The organism is Pseudomonas sp. DVZ6 (genome assembly GCF_024259445.1).
GTDB lineage: Bacteria > Pseudomonadota > Gammaproteobacteria > Pseudomonadales > Pseudomonadaceae > Aquipseudomonas > Aquipseudomonas peradeniyensis.
This window is the reverse complement of the sequence record NZ_JANCLM010000006.1, coordinates 111,728-124,440: the sequence shown is the minus strand read 5'-3', so window position 1 is coordinate 124,440 and position 12,713 is coordinate 111,728. Positions and strand designations below refer to the sequence as shown.

12 protein-coding genes are annotated in these 12,713 nt (G+C 65.1%); 3 read left to right on the top strand and 9 right to left on the bottom strand.

What is annotated here, in order from left to right; all coding sequences use genetic code 11:
- Positions 1 to 220: 220 nt before the first annotated feature.
- Positions 221 to 430 (top strand): cold-shock protein, encoded by a 210-nt coding sequence (locus NMG10_RS05550; protein ID WP_011535295.1) that lies wholly within the window; start codon positions 221 to 223, stop codon positions 428 to 430.
- 64 nt (positions 431 to 494) lie between these two features.
- On the opposite strand, the gene NMG10_RS05545 is transcribed toward NMG10_RS05550, so the two are convergent.
- From NMG10_RS05545 to NMG10_RS05530, 4 genes are all read right to left on the bottom strand, one after another.
- Positions 495 to 872, bottom strand: coding sequence for a hypothetical protein (locus NMG10_RS05545; protein ID WP_203651087.1), 378 nt, complete (start codon positions 870 to 872; stop codon positions 495 to 497).
- Positions 873 to 889: 17 nt separating this feature from the next.
- Positions 890 to 1,702: a putative RNA methyltransferase gene (locus tag NMG10_RS05540; protein WP_232856789.1), complete on the bottom strand. Its 813-nt coding sequence runs from the start codon at positions 1,700 to 1,702 to the stop codon at positions 890 to 892.
- Positions 1,702 to 2,853: a succinyl-diaminopimelate desuccinylase gene (gene dapE / locus NMG10_RS05535; protein WP_232856790.1), complete on the bottom strand. Its 1,152-nt coding sequence runs from the start codon at positions 2,851 to 2,853 to the stop codon at positions 1,702 to 1,704. Before dapE ends, NMG10_RS05540 begins: the two co-directional genes overlap by 1 nt.
- A 181-nt stretch (positions 2,854 to 3,034) precedes the next feature.
- Positions 3,035 to 5,626 (bottom strand): glycosyltransferase, encoded by a 2,592-nt coding sequence (locus NMG10_RS05530; RefSeq protein ID WP_203651100.1) that lies wholly within the window; start codon positions 5,624 to 5,626, stop codon positions 3,035 to 3,037.
- A gap of 288 nt (positions 5,627 to 5,914) precedes the next feature.
- Here NMG10_RS05530 and tcdA point away from each other — a divergent pair, with 288 nt between their 5' ends.
- On the top strand, positions 5,915 to 6,724 hold the full coding sequence (tcdA, locus tag NMG10_RS05525; RefSeq protein WP_254463930.1) for a tRNA cyclic N6-threonylcarbamoyladenosine(37) synthase TcdA: 810 nt from the start codon (positions 5,915 to 5,917) through the stop codon (positions 6,722 to 6,724).
- 91 nt (positions 6,725 to 6,815) lie between these two features.
- Here tcdA and NMG10_RS05520 read toward each other — a convergent pair whose 3' ends face one another.
- The 4 genes from NMG10_RS05520 to NMG10_RS05505 all read right to left on the bottom strand — a co-directional run bounded on the left by NMG10_RS05520 (position 6,816) and on the right by NMG10_RS05505 (position 9,943).
- Positions 6,816 to 7,226 carry a SufE family protein gene (locus NMG10_RS05520; RefSeq protein ID WP_254463929.1) on the bottom strand — a complete coding sequence of 137 codons (411 nt, stop codon included), beginning with the start codon at positions 7,224 to 7,226 and terminating at the stop codon, positions 6,816 to 6,818.
- Positions 7,223 to 8,428 (bottom strand): cysteine desulfurase, encoded by a 1,206-nt coding sequence (locus NMG10_RS05515; RefSeq protein ID WP_254463928.1) that lies wholly within the window; start codon positions 8,426 to 8,428, stop codon positions 7,223 to 7,225. The genes NMG10_RS05520 and NMG10_RS05515 overlap by 4 nt, the downstream gene beginning before the upstream one ends.
- Positions 8,429 to 8,518: 90 nt before the next feature.
- Positions 8,519 to 9,553 (bottom strand): 2,3,4,5-tetrahydropyridine-2,6-dicarboxylate N-succinyltransferase, encoded by a 1,035-nt coding sequence (gene dapD, locus NMG10_RS05510; protein ID WP_203651106.1) that lies wholly within the window; start codon positions 9,551 to 9,553, stop codon positions 8,519 to 8,521.
- A gap of 42 nt (positions 9,554 to 9,595) precedes the next feature.
- On the bottom strand, positions 9,596 to 9,943 hold the full coding sequence (locus NMG10_RS05505; protein ID WP_203651108.1) for an ArsC family reductase: 348 nt from the start codon (positions 9,941 to 9,943) through the stop codon (positions 9,596 to 9,598).
- A 280-nt stretch (positions 9,944 to 10,223) separates the two neighbouring features.
- On the opposite strand from NMG10_RS05505, the gene NMG10_RS05500 reads away from it, so the two are divergent.
- Complete coding sequence (locus tag NMG10_RS05500; protein ID WP_254463927.1) at positions 10,224 to 11,870, top strand: Na+/H+ antiporter; 1,647 nt, start codon at positions 10,224 to 10,226, stop codon at positions 11,868 to 11,870.
- Here NMG10_RS05500 and NMG10_RS05495 read toward each other — a convergent pair whose 3' ends face one another.
- Entirely contained in the window at positions 11,871 to 12,608 is a 738-nt protein-coding gene (locus NMG10_RS05495) for a hypothetical protein (RefSeq protein WP_254463926.1), read from the bottom strand. It abuts the gene before it with no gap.
- Between the last annotated feature and the right edge of the window lie 105 nt (positions 12,609 to 12,713).

Genomic DNA, 12,713 nt, shown 5'->3' with positions numbered 1-12,713 from the left:
GCCCTGGGTGAAAGTTTTCGTGTTTTACTGCCCGTTAGTCTGCCGTATCTGCGTAAGTTCAGCAAAATTCGGCCAAAAATGACCCTGTCATGAATTTTTTTTGTTCCCTGTCATATACTCGGCCTGCCGCTTGCAGGATATTCGTGCAAGCTGCGTCGGCGCGGACGGTGAACCCGCGCCAGCAAGGCGATCTTCAAAATAAAAATCCGGAGTAGTTCAGATGTCGTCTCGTGAGACTGGGAATGTGAAGTGGTTCAACGATGCCAAGGGTTATGGCTTCATTCAGCGCGAAGGTGGTGCGGACGTGTTCGTCCACTATCGGGCTATCCGCGGTGAGGGGCATCGCACCCTGGTCGAAGGGCAGCAGGTCGAGTACGCCCTCGTGCAAGGCCAGAAAGGCCTGCAGGCCGAGGACGTGGTAGGGCTCTGAGCCTCGCGGCTGTACGCTCAAGCTGCAAGTTGACCGTGGAACTTGCAGCCTGATGCGAACGCCTTCAGTTCGTGCGCCAGGTGATTTCCTGTTCACCGTCGGCGCTGATGCGGATCCAGCGATCGGCATCTTCTTCCCCGTCTTCCTCCGCCCAGCTGCCAGGCGCACAGCGCACTTCGACGTTGAGCGCGGCGAATGCCGCACGGGCGCAGGCGATGTCGTCGGCCCACGGGGTCTGGTCGCTTTCCAGGTACAGGCTGTTCCATTTCCCCACAGCTTTCGGTAACCAGGTGACCGGAATGTTACCGGCCATGCACTTGAAGGTCTGGCCTTTCTGCTTCCATTCGCTGCACGGGCCCAGGGCCAGGGCGAGCCAGTCGGCGATCTGCTTGTGATCGACGTCGTCGTCCTTGAGGTAGATCTCGATATCGGGTTGACGCATGGGGGGCTCCAGTGTGCTCAGTCTTGGCGCACGAAATAGTCATAACGCATGGAAACGGTGACCTCAAAGGGTTCGGGCTGGTCGATCACCCGTGCGCGCTTCTCGGCGCTGGCACGCCAGCCGTGCGGGGTCATGGCCAGCAGGTCGGCGCGGGCCTTGGCGTCGGCCAGGCTCAGGCGGAACTCGAGGATCTCGCCGTGGGCGTGGGCCATGCCCTCGGGGACCAGGGCCAGGTGCTTGTCGTCGGCGTACGGGCGCACTTCATCGTAGAGCACCTCGCGCATTTCCATCAGGTGGCCGCTGGTCGGTCCGACCCGCATCAGGCCGCCGCCGGGGGCGAGCAGGCGCCTGGCCTCCTGCCAGTCGAGCGGGCTGAACACGCTGGCGATGAAGCCGCAACTGGCATCGGCCATGGGCACGCGGGCCATGCTGGCGACCATCCAGGTCACCTCGGGGGCGCGGCGGCAGGCGCGCTTGACCGCCTCGCGGGAGATATCCAGGGCGTAGCCGTCGGCGGCCGGCAGGGCCTGGGCGATCTGCGCGGTGTAGTAGCCTTCGCCGCAGCCGATGTCCAGCCAGGCCTGTGGCTGGCGCTCGGCAGCCAGTTGTGCCAAGCGGTGCGCTACCGGGGCGTAGTGGCCGGCGTCGAGGAAATCGCGGCGGGCTTCGACCATGGCCTGGTTGTCGCCCGGATCGCGGCTGTTCTTGTGCTGCACCGGCAGCAGGTTCAGGTAGCCCTGGCGGGCGCGGTCGAAACGGTGGCCGGCGGGGCAGGCCACGCCATTGTCGAGTTGCGCCAGCGGCGCCTGGCAGAGAGGGCAGGCGAGCATCAGGCGAGCAACCGTACCAGGGTCTGGTAGTAGATCTCGGTCAGCAGGTCGAGGTCGCTGGCCAGGATGCGTTCGTCCACCTGGTGGATGGTGGCGTTGACCGGGCCGAGCTCGACCACCTGGGTGCCCATGGTGGCGATGAAGCGGCCGTCGGAGGTACCGCCGCTGGTCGATGGGCGGGTTTCGCGACCGGTGACCGCCTTGATGCTCGACGACACCGCATCGAGCAGGTCGCCCGGCTCGGTGAGGAACGGCAGGCCCGACAGCGCCCAGTCGATGTTCCATTCCAGCTGATGCTTGTCGAGGATTGCCGCGACGCGCTGCTGCAGGCCTTCGACCGTCGATTCGGTGGAGAAGCGGAAGTTGAACAGCGCGGTCAGCTCGCCCGGGACCACGTTGGTGGCGCCGGTACCGGAGTTGAGGTTGGAGATCTGGAAGCTGGTCGGTGGGAAGAACGCGTTGCCTTCGTCCCAGTGCTCGGCGGCAAGTTCCGCCAGGGCCGGCGCGGCCAGGTGGATCGGGTTGCGCGCCAGGTGTGGGTAGGCCACGTGGCCCTGCTTGCCGCGCACGGTCAGCTTGGCGCCAAGTGAGCCGCGACGGCCGTTCTTGACCACGTCACCGAGCAGGGTGGTGCTGGACGGTTCGCCGACGATGCACCAGTCCAGGCGTTCGTTGCGTGCCTTGAGGCGCTCGACCACGGCCTTGGTGCCATGGTGGGCCGGGCCTTCCTCGTCGCTGGTGATCAGGAAGGCGACCTTGCCGCGGTGGTTCGGGTAATCGTGCACGAAGCGCTCGCTGGCTACCACCATGGATGCCAGGCTGCCCTTCATGTCGGCGGCGCCACGGCCGCAGAGCATGCCGTCGGCATCGATCAGCGCCTCGAACGGTTCATGCTGCCACTGTTGCACCGGGCCGGTGGGGACCACGTCGGTGTGGCCGGCGAAGCACAGCACCGGGCCGTCCTGGGTGCCATGGCTGGCCCAGAAGTTGTCGACGTCCTCGATGCGCATCGGCTCGAGCTGGAAGCCGACGGCGCCCAGGCGGTTCATCATCTGGGTCTGGCAATCGGCATCGACCGGGGTGACCGAGGGGCGACGGATCAGGTCGCAGGCCAGTTGCAGGGTAGGCGAGAGCTCGGCTGGGGCCGTCATTGAAGGACTCCGGGGCAAGGCAAGGCGGGGAAACTGAGGGGCGTTATCTTATATCAAACCATGGTGGAATGGGGCCGCGTTACGGCCCTTTCGCGGCACAAGGCCGCTCCTACAAAGACCGCGCTGCCTGTGTAGGAGCGGCCTTGTGCCGCGAAAGGGGCGCAACGCGCCCCCGGCGATCTCAAGCCTGTTGTGGCTCTGCAACCTTCTCGGCGGGCTTGGGCAACGACGACAGCAACGCCATCACCAGCGCCGCCAGGTACGGCAACGACTGCACCAGCAACATCGCCACCCAGAAGCGCATGTCCGAACTCGGCAGCCCCTGCACCAGGTAGATCCCCAGCGCCGCGCCCCACAGCAGCAACATGATGAACAGCTCTTCGCGGGCTTCGGAGATCGCCACCAGCACACCGTGGCTGTCGGCATTCTTCGGTGTGCGGAAAAACGGCATGCTGCTGGTGAAGAAACCGTACAGCACCGCCTTGGCAATGGTGTGCGACAGCGCCAGCCCCGCCAGCGCTGCAGCGAAGGCATCTTTCATGTTGACCCCCACCGCGCGGCGGTAGAGGAAGACGATCTTGCCGACCTTGAAGAAGAACAGCGCCAGCGGCGGAATGGCGAACATCATCAGCGGCGGGTCGACCCGGTGCGGCACGATGATCATCGCCGCCGACCACAGCAGCGCGCCGACGGTGAAGAAGATGTTCATGCCGTCGGCGATCCATGGCAGCCAGCCGGCCAGGAAGTGGTAGCGCTGGCCGCGGGTCAGCTCGCTGCCCTTGCCGCGCAGCAGGGCGCCGGCGTGGTGCTTGATAATCTGGATGGCGCCATAGGCCCAGCGGAAACGCTGTTTCTTGAAGTCGATGAAGGTGTCGGGCATCAGGCCCTTGCCGTAGCTGTTATGGGCATAGGCTGCCGACAGACCCTTCTCGAACACGCGCAGGCCAAGCTCGGCATCCTCGCAGATGCACCACTCGGCCCAGCCCAGCTCCTCGAGCACGCTGCGCCTGGTCATGGTCATGGTGCCGTGCTGGATGATCGCGTCACGGTCGTTGCGGGTGACCATGCCGATATGGAAGAAGCCCTTGTATTCGCTGTAGCACAGCTTCTTGAAAGCGCTCTCGTGCTGGTCGCGGTAGTCCTGGGGCGATTGCACCACGGCGATCTTCGGGTCGGCAAAGTGCGGCACCATGTGCTTGAGCCAGTTGCGATCGACACAGTAGTCCGAGTCGATCACCGCGATCACCTCGGCGTCCTTGGCCGTGTGCGGGATCAGGTAGTTCAGCGCGCCACCCTTGAAACCGGCCAGCGGCGCGACGTGGAAGAACCTGAAGCGCTCGCCGAGCTTTTCGCAGTGGGCCTTGAGCGGCTCCCACACGGCCGGGTCCTTGGTGTTGTTATCGATCACCAGCACTTCGTAGTCCGGGTAGTCCAGCGCGGCGAGGGCGTCGAGGGTCTGCTTCACCATCTCCGGCGGTTCGTTGTAGCACGGCACGTGCACCGAGACCTTGGGCCGGTAGGCGCTGTCGCCCTGCACGGGCAGGAACTCCCGCCGTCGCTTGTGAATCCACACCGCCTCGGCCAGTTCATGGGCCTCGGTCAGCAGCACGATGAACACCCCGAGGGCGCCCAGCGCCAGCAGCACGCCCACGGTGAGGCTGAACCAGGTGCTGTACTGCTGGCTGTAGTCATAGGCGATCCACACCAGCACCGACCCGCACAGGAAGGTGATGAAGGTGAGGAAGGTGCGCCCGCGCTGGCGCAGGGCCGAGCCGTCGATCAACAGGATGGCCAGGGCGATCATCGCCAGCACCACCGAGGCCACGGCCAGGGCGCGCCATTGCGGGATCGCCACGATCGGGCCCTCGAAGTTGAATTTCTGCTGGCGCTCGGCGTTGTACACGCCCCAGTAGGCGCCCACCGAGCCTTCGTCGCTGGCCTTCCACGGCTGATCGTAGGCTTCGATGACGAAATAGTTGTAGCCGCGGCGGTTGAGGGTGTTGACCAGGGTGCGCAGGTAGATGGCCTGGTCGGCCTGGGTGGCGTCGGCGCCGCCGCGCATGCGGCCGTTGCTTGGCCAGCCGACCTCGGACAACAGCAGCGGCTTGCGCGGGAACTGCTTGCGCAGCTCGCGGGCACGGTCGAGGACGAACTGCACCGAGTCCTTCATGGGCACGAACTCCCAGTAGGGCAGGATGTGCGCGGCGACCAGGTCGACGTGTTTCGCCAGTTCCGGGTGCTCCTTCCAGATGTGCCACTGCTCACTGGTGGTCACCGGCACCTTGACCGCGGCGCGGACCCGGTCCAGGTATCCGATCAGTTGCTCGGCGGTGACTTCCTCGCGGAACAATGCTTCGTTGCCGACCACTACCCGCACCACGCTGCGCGAGGTGTTGGCCAGGCCGATGGCCTTTTCGATCTCCCGCTCATTGCGTTCCTGATCGTTGCTGATCCAGATCCCCAGGGTGACACGCAGGCCAAGCTCTTCGGCCAGGCGCGGCACCTCGGCCTGGGTACCCTCGACGGTGTAGATACGGATGTTGTCGGTCAGCTTGTTCAGTTGCTCGAGGTCCTGGCGGATCTCGTCCTCGCTGGGGTATTGGCCCTTCTGTGGGCTCTGGCCGAGACGGAACGGCGAGTAGGAGAAACCGGAAATCTGTTCCGGCCAGGCGGGGGCGGATACCGGGCGGTTGATCAAGGCCCAGAACCCGGTGAACAGCGCGGCGATGGCCAGGACCACCACCAGGTTGAGACCGAATTTACGTGATGACATAGGTGTTCGAGGTTCCGAAGAGGGGAGCGAGGCGTCGCCGCTGGGGCGTGGGTCCTACGGATTCCGGGGAAGGTAATCCGTTGGATTGTCGACAGAGGATGTAGTTCTCAGTCCGCCTGGCTGTCGTCCAGATATAGTTGCTTGATAGGACATTAAAGCAGGCATGGCAGGATTTTTTCCAATCCGTGGCCGCTCTGGCACGCCCAGGTGGCGTGATCGGGCCGTGCGCTATGCCCGCGAGCCCATGGCTTGGCCTATAATGCGCGCCGGTTTTTTCGGGGTATCAGCATGAGCACAGAAGATCCACGCTTCGCCGGCGTCGCCCGGCTCTACGGCGACGACGGCTTGCAGCGCCTGAGTCAGGCCCATGTGGCCATCGTCGGCATTGGCGGGGTTGGCTCGTGGGCGGCCGAGGCCCTGGCCCGCAGCGGCGTGGGCGAGATCAGCCTGTTCGACCTGGACGATGTCTGCGTGAGCAACACCAACCGTCAGGCCCATGCCCTCGAAGGCCAGGTCGGCCGAGCCAAGGTCGAGGTGATGGCCGAGCGCCTGCGGGCGATCAACCCAGCCTGCACGGTGCATGCGGTGGCCGATTTCGTCACCCGCGAGACCATGGCCGAGTACATCACCGAGCAGATGGACTGCGTGATCGACTGCATCGACAGCGTGATGGCCAAGGCGGCGCTGATCGCCTGGTGTCGCCGTCGCAAGATCGCCATCGTCACCACCGGTGGTGCCGGCGGGCAGATCGACCCGACCCAGATCCAGCTTGGCGACCTCAACAAGACCTTCAACGACCCGTTGGCTTCACGGGTGCGCTCGACCCTGCGGCGTGACTACAACTTCTCGCGCAACACCAGCCGCAACTATGGCGTGCCATGCGTGTTCTCCAGCGAACAACTGCGCTACCCCAAGGGGGATGGCAGCGTGTGCCTGCAGAAGAGCTTTGTCGGTGAAGGCGTGCGCCTGGACTGCGCCGGTGGATTCGGTGCGGTGATGATGGTGACCGCGACCTTCGGCATGGTCGCGGCGAGCAAGGCCGTGGAAAAACTGGTAGCCGGCGCGCGGCGGCCTTCTGAGCGGGGCAAGGCCGAATAGGTTATCGCGGGGCAAGCCCGCTCCCACGAGTACGGAACAGTCGGATGTACGCGTGGGAGCGGGCTTGCCCCGCGATGAATCCAGCAGTGATTCAGGCCTGGGTAGCGAGTTCGGTCATTTTCAGCAACACCGCATGCAGCCCGTTGCTACGCGACGGCGACAACTGCCGCTCCAGCCCCAGCTGGGTAAACCAGGCGCTCAGGTCGAGCGCTGCCAATCGATCGCTGGCCAAGCCCTGCACCCGCACCAGCAGCAGCGCCAGTAAACCGCGCAACAGCCGTGCATCACTAGCGGCTTTGAAATGCCACTGACCATTTTCCTGTTGGGCCACCAGCCATACCAGGCTTTCGCAACCGTGCACGCGGTTGTCCTCGGTCTTCTCCGCATCCGTCAAAGGCTCAAGGCGATCCCCCCACTGCATCAGCAACCGCGCCCGCTGCTCCCACCCGCGCGCCTGCTCGAAACTCTCCAGCGCCTGGCTGGCCTCGGCCGACAGGCTCATCGCAGCAGCTCCAGGCCCTGGTCGAGCGCCTCGAAGAAACGTTGCAGGTCGTCGCTGTCGGAATAGAGCCCCAACGACACGCGTATCGCGCCGTCCAGGCCCAGGTGCCTGAGCAGCGGCATGGCGCAATGATGCCCGGCGCGCACGGCGATGCCCTGTTCGGTCAGCAGGTGGGCAATATCGGCGTTGTGCACCCCATCGATGACGAAACTGGCCAGCGCCACCTGGGGCGCGCCGAGCAGACGAACCCCCTCGCGATCAGCCAGACCGCGTACCAGATGCTGGTGCAGGGTGGCCTCATGGGCAACCACCGCGTTGGCATCGAGGCTGGCCAGATAATCCAGGGTGGCGCCCAGTCCGATGACACCCGCGATCGGCGGCGTGCCGGCTTCGAAGCCCAGCGGTGCCGGGCGGAAGCTGGCCTCCTGGTAGTCCGCCAACTGCACCATCTCGCCGCCGTACTGCCAGTGGCGCAGCAGTGCCAGCGCCTGCTGGCGGCCGTACAGCACGCCCACGCCATCCGGGCCGTAGAGCTTGTGGCTGGAAAACACATAGAAGTCGCAGTCCAGTTGCTGCACGTCGTGGCGACCATGGACCACGCCTTGCGCGCCATCGACCACGCTCAGCGCGCCTTGGGCTCGGGCATGGGCCAGCAACGGTGCCAGCGGCTGCCAGGTTCCCAGCACATTGGACAACTGGCTGATCGCCAGCAAGCGGGTGCGCGGGCCGATCAGTTGCAGGGCCTGTTCCAGGTCGACATGCCCCAGGTCGTTCACCGGCAGGATCACCAGGCGCAGTTGACGTCGATGCGCCAGTTGTTGCCAGGGCAGCAGGTTGGCGTGGTGTTCCAGGGCGCTGACGGCGATTTCGTCACCGGCCTCGAAGCGGTGCTCCAGGCCATAGGCCAGAAGGTTCAGGGCCGAGGTGGCGCCGTGGGTGAAAACGATCTGCCGCGAGTCGGCGGCATTGAGCCAGGCGGCGACCTTGTCGCGGGTACCCTCGAAGGCCTGGGTGGCCAGGGCGCCGGGCAGGTGCTGGGCGCGGTGCACGTTGGCGGCGCCATGGCCATAGTAATGGCTCAGGGCATCCAGCAAGGCCTGGGGCTTCTGGGTGGTGGCGGCGCTGTCCAGGTAGGTCTGGTGCTGCCGTTGCAGGGCGGCGATGGCGGGGAAATCGGCGCGCCAGGGAGAGGGCTGGAACATGTTAGCGGGGCCTGGAATAAAAATCGGGTCTGCCCACAAGCAAAGCCTGTGAGCAGACCCGATCTTATCACTTCAAACCCGGGCAGGTTCTCAGTTGTGCGCGTGCAGCGCCTCGTTCAGCTCGATGGCCGACTTATGGGTCTTGCACTCCACCGCGCCATTGAGCGAGTTGCGACGGAACAGCAGGTCGGTCTGGCCGGCCAGGTCGCGGGCCTTGACCACCTTGACCAGCTGGTTGTTCTCGTCCAGCAGGTTCACCTTGGTGCCGGCGGTGATGTACAGGCCGGCCTCGACGGTGTTGCGGTCGCCCAGCGGGATGCCGATGCCGGCGTTGGCGCCGATCAGGCAGCCTTCGCCGACCTTGATGACGATGTTGCCGCCACCGGACAGGGTGCCCATGGTCGAGCAGCCGCCGCCCAGGTCCGAGCCCTTGCCGACGAACACGCCGGCGGAGACGCGGCCTTCGATCATGCCCGGGCCTTCGGTGCCGGCGTTAAAGTTGACGAAGCCTTCGTGCATGATGGTGGTGCCTTCGCCGATGTAGGCGCCCAGGCGCACACGGGCGGTGTCGGCGATGCGCACGCCGGCCGGCACGACGTAGTCGGTCATCTTCGGGAACTTGTCCACCGAGAACACTTCCAGCAGTTCGCCTTTCAGGCGCGCTTCCAGTTGCAGCTCGGCCAGCTCGGCCAGGTCGACCGCGCCCTGGTTGGTCCAGGCGACGTTCGGCAGCAGCGGGAAGATGCCGGCCAGCGATACGCCGTGCGGCTTGACCAGGCGGTGCGACAGCAGGTGCAGCTTGAGGTAGGCCTCGGGGGTGGAGGTCAGCGCGCCGTCTTCGGCCAGCAGGGTGGCTACCAGCGGCTTGTGGCTCTCGGCCAGGCGGGTCAGCAGCGCGGCCTGGGCGGCATCGACGCCCTTGAGCGCGTCGGCCAGCTGGGCGGCCTGGGCGGTGGTGAAGGCGATGGCCTGGTTGCCCCCTTCATAGCCCAGTACCGGTGCAACGGCCGCGACCAGTTCGGCGCAGGGCTTGAGCACAGGCTGTGCGTAGAAGACTTCCAGCCAGGCGCCCTGGCGGTTCTGGGTGCCGACACCGAAGGCCAGGCTGAACAGCGATTGAGACATGCGATTACCTCGTACGAAATTGGGATGGAGCGTAATGCGGGATCAGGTCAGCGCCGCGGCGTACAGGTCGGGCTTGAAGCCGACCAGCGTGCGCTCGCCGAGGTCGAGCACCGGGCGCTTGATCATCGACGGTTGGGCGAGCATCAATTCGACGGCCTTGGCCTGGTCGAGATCGGCCTTGCTGGCGTCATCGAGCTTGCGGAAGGTGGTCCCGGCGCGGTTCAGCACGACTTCCCAGCCGTGCTCGTCGCACCAGCGGTTCAGGCTGTCGCGGTCGATGCCCTGGGTCTTGTAGTCGTGAAAGTCGAAGCCGATGGCCTTGTCTTCAAGCCAGGTGCGGGCCTTTTTCATGGTGTCGCAGGCTTTGATGCCGTAGAGAGTGTAAGCCATTGAATGCCTGGGGCAGCCTGGTCGGGCCGGGCGTCCCCGATGCTCCTTGAAGATTGGGTGGGCCGATTATGCGGCATCGATGGGGCTGGCGCCACGGCTGCGGGCTGGAAGGCCACGCCGATGTGTTTCACCGCTTCTCGCGTAGCATTGTGTTACATATTCACGGCCAGGCTGCGACTATCGTGCAGCGGTCCACGATAGCGCGTCCCCGCTAACATATTGTTTCAATGGCGATGTTTCGCCTCGCTGTGGTTTCTCCGATCAAACAGGAAGCTTGCCGATGCAGTCAGCCTATACCGTCCTTATCCTGCTGATGCTGGTGAGCGTGTCAAAACTGGTCGGGCGTGTGCTGCCGCTGCCCTTGCCGCTGGTGCAGATCGGCGCCGGCGCCTTGCTGGCCTGGCCGACCCTGGGGCTGCACGTGGCGCTGGACCCTGAGCTGTTCCTGTTCCTGTTCCTGCCGCCGCTGCTGTTCGCCGACGGCTGGCGCATGCCCAAGCGCGAACTGTGGCGCATCCGCGGACCGGTGGTGGCGCTGGCGGTGGGGCTGGTGCTGTTCACCGTGGTCGGGGCCGGCTACTTCATCCACTGGTTGCTGCCGAGCATTCCGCTGGCGGTGGCCTTCGCCCTGGCGGCGGTACTGTCGCCCACCGACGCCGTGGCCGTGTCGGCCATCGCCCAGGACCGTCTGCCGACACCGCTGATGCACATGCTCCAGGGCGAGGCGCTGATGAACGACGCCTCGGGCCTGGTGACCTTCAAGTTCGCCCTGGTGGCGGCGATCACCGGGGTATTCTCGTTGACCGAGGCCAGCCTGACTTTCGTCCTGGTCGCCCTTGGTGGCCTGGCGGTGGGGGTGGCGTTGAGCTGGCTGGTCGGGCGCCTGCGCATGTGGATGATCACCCGTGGCTGGGACGACCCGGCCACCCACGTGGTGTTCATGCTGCTGCTGCCCTTTGCCGCCTACGTGCTCGCTGAGCGCCTCGGCGTGTCCGGCATTCTCTCGGCGGTGGCCGCCGGGATGATGCAGAGCTGGCTGGACCTGCTGCCCCGGCAGACCAGCACCCGCCTGCTCAACCGCAGTGTCTGGTCGCTGCTGGAGTTCGCCTTCAACGGGCTGATCTTCCTGCTGCTGGGCCTGCAACTGCCGGACATCATCAAGGCGGTGGTGAGCGACGAGGCTGCCGTGTGGTCGACCCTGGCCTGGCGCTGCCTGGATGTAGTGGCAATCTTCGCCACGCTGGTGCTGTTGCGGTTCATCTGGGTGCAGAGCATCTGGCGAGCTATCGGCGTGGTTAGACGCTGGCGTGGCAAGCCCGCGCTGGTGCTGATGCCGACTGCGCGCTCGTGCTGGTTGCTGACCCTGGGCGGCGTACGCGGCGCGGTGACCCTGGCGGGCGTGATGTCGGTGCCGCTGCTGATCGGCGCGGGCAAGGCGTTCCCCGAGCGCGACCTGCTCATCTTCATCGCCGCCGGGGTGATACTGCTGTCGCTGGTCAGCGCCTGCATTGCCTTGCCGATCCTGCTGCGCGGCGTGACCAAGAGCCCGGACGAGCGCTTGCACCAGGAAGTGCAGGAGGCCTGGCGACGCACGGCAGAGGCGGCGATCCATGCGCTCGAGGCCGAGGAGGTGATCGATGCCAACGCGCCGCAGGATGCCGCCCAGGCGACTCTGGCCACCGAGCTCAAGGCGCGGCTGATGGCCGAGTACCGCGATGAGCTGGACAGCTACAACGACAGCGCCGAGGCCAGGGCGCTGGCCGAGCAGATGGATCAGCTGGAGCGTCGTTTGCGCCTGCACGCCCTGCGTGCGCAACGGCTGGAACTGTACGAGCTGCATCGCCAACACTTGGTGGGGGACGAAGTGGTGCGCCAGGTGCTGGGCGAGCTGGACCTGAGCGAGGCCAATCTCGGGCAGGTCCGCTAGTTACTTGCACGAAGCCGGATAGACCAGGTGCATGAAGCGCTTGTCCTTCTTGCTTATTTTCAGGTTATGGCTGCGCTTGAAGCCATGGTGCGTGAGCTTCTGCCTGATGCGGTAATGCATGATCGACTGGCTGTCATAGGGCAGGATGAGCAGGTCGCCGTTGTCGGGCAGTGGCAGGAACTGAGTGGCGAGGTCCTCTTCGATCAGCTCGTCGAGGTCATCCGGGTTGTTGGCCTCGTCGACCAGGAGCACGGCCAGCAACTGGCGCAACGCGTCCAGGTCCCAGGGGATGTTGGCTTGTGGGTGCTGGTGCTCGTGCTCCATGCCCAATGCGTGCCCGAACTCATGCAATACGTACGACTCGAACAACGGGTCCGACAGCTTGACCCCCAATGCCATGGTGGCGCCGTCCACTTCCAGGGCCTGGTTGCCCAGGAAACTGAAATTCACGCCTTCCTGCACATCGGTCTGGATGCGGATCTCGGCTTCGTTGACGTTGTTGTCGAGGAGTTCGAATGTCAGGTTGGCGTATTTCAGCCATTGGCACGCGGTGTCGAAGATCGCTTTCTTGAGCCACGGGCAGGGCGTACCGATGAACGAGATCCTCAGCGTCTGGCCTGGGCGCCAGAACACGGAATGATCGGCCACCGAGCGCTTCTTGCGCGGCTTCATCGCTTGGGGCAGTTGCAGCTTCTGGCGTAGGCGGTAGGTCGCGTTTGCCACGAGAACATCGGACATCGTTGTGCACCTTCAGGGGTTGGGAGGTGCCAACTATCGGTCGCCAGCGTTCTGCACCGACGGTACTTAATGCTTGCCTCGATTGAGATTGCGCCCCCCCTGTGA

Bases quoted from the DNA above. Each gene is read 5' to 3' on its own strand.
- NMG10_RS05515 (WP_254463928.1), bottom strand. From the start codon at position 8,428: ATGTTCCAGCCCTCTCCCTGGCGCGCCGATTTCCCCGCCATCGCCGCC.
- tcdA (WP_254463930.1), top strand. From the start codon at position 5,915: ATGAGCACAGAAGATCCACGCTTCGCCGGCGTCGCCCGGCTCTACGGC.
- NMG10_RS05505 (WP_203651108.1), bottom strand. From the start codon at position 9,943: ATGGCTTACACTCTCTACGGCATCAAAGCCTGCGACACCATGAAAAAG.
- NMG10_RS05520 (WP_254463929.1), bottom strand. From the start codon at position 7,226: ATGAGCCTGTCGGCCGAGGCCAGCCAGGCGCTGGAGAGTTTCGAGCAG.
- dapE (WP_232856790.1), bottom strand. From the start codon at position 2,853: ATGACGGCCCCAGCCGAGCTCTCGCCTACCCTGCAACTGGCCTGCGAC.
- dapD (WP_203651106.1), bottom strand. From the start codon at position 9,553: ATGTCTCAATCGCTGTTCAGCCTGGCCTTCGGTGTCGGCACCCAGAAC.
- NMG10_RS05530 (WP_203651100.1), bottom strand. From the start codon at position 5,626: ATGTCATCACGTAAATTCGGTCTCAACCTGGTGGTGGTCCTGGCCATC.
- NMG10_RS05550 (WP_011535295.1), top strand. From the start codon at position 221: ATGTCGTCTCGTGAGACTGGGAATGTGAAGTGGTTCAACGATGCCAAG.
- NMG10_RS05495 (WP_254463926.1), bottom strand. From the start codon at position 12,608: ATGTCCGATGTTCTCGTGGCAAACGCGACCTACCGCCTACGCCAGAAG.
- NMG10_RS05540 (WP_232856789.1), bottom strand. From the start codon at position 1,702: ATGCTCGCCTGCCCTCTCTGCCAGGCGCCGCTGGCGCAACTCGACAAT.
- NMG10_RS05500 (WP_254463927.1), top strand. From the start codon at position 10,224: ATGCAGTCAGCCTATACCGTCCTTATCCTGCTGATGCTGGTGAGCGTG.
- NMG10_RS05545 (WP_203651087.1), bottom strand. From the start codon at position 872: ATGCGTCAACCCGATATCGAGATCTACCTCAAGGACGACGACGTCGAT.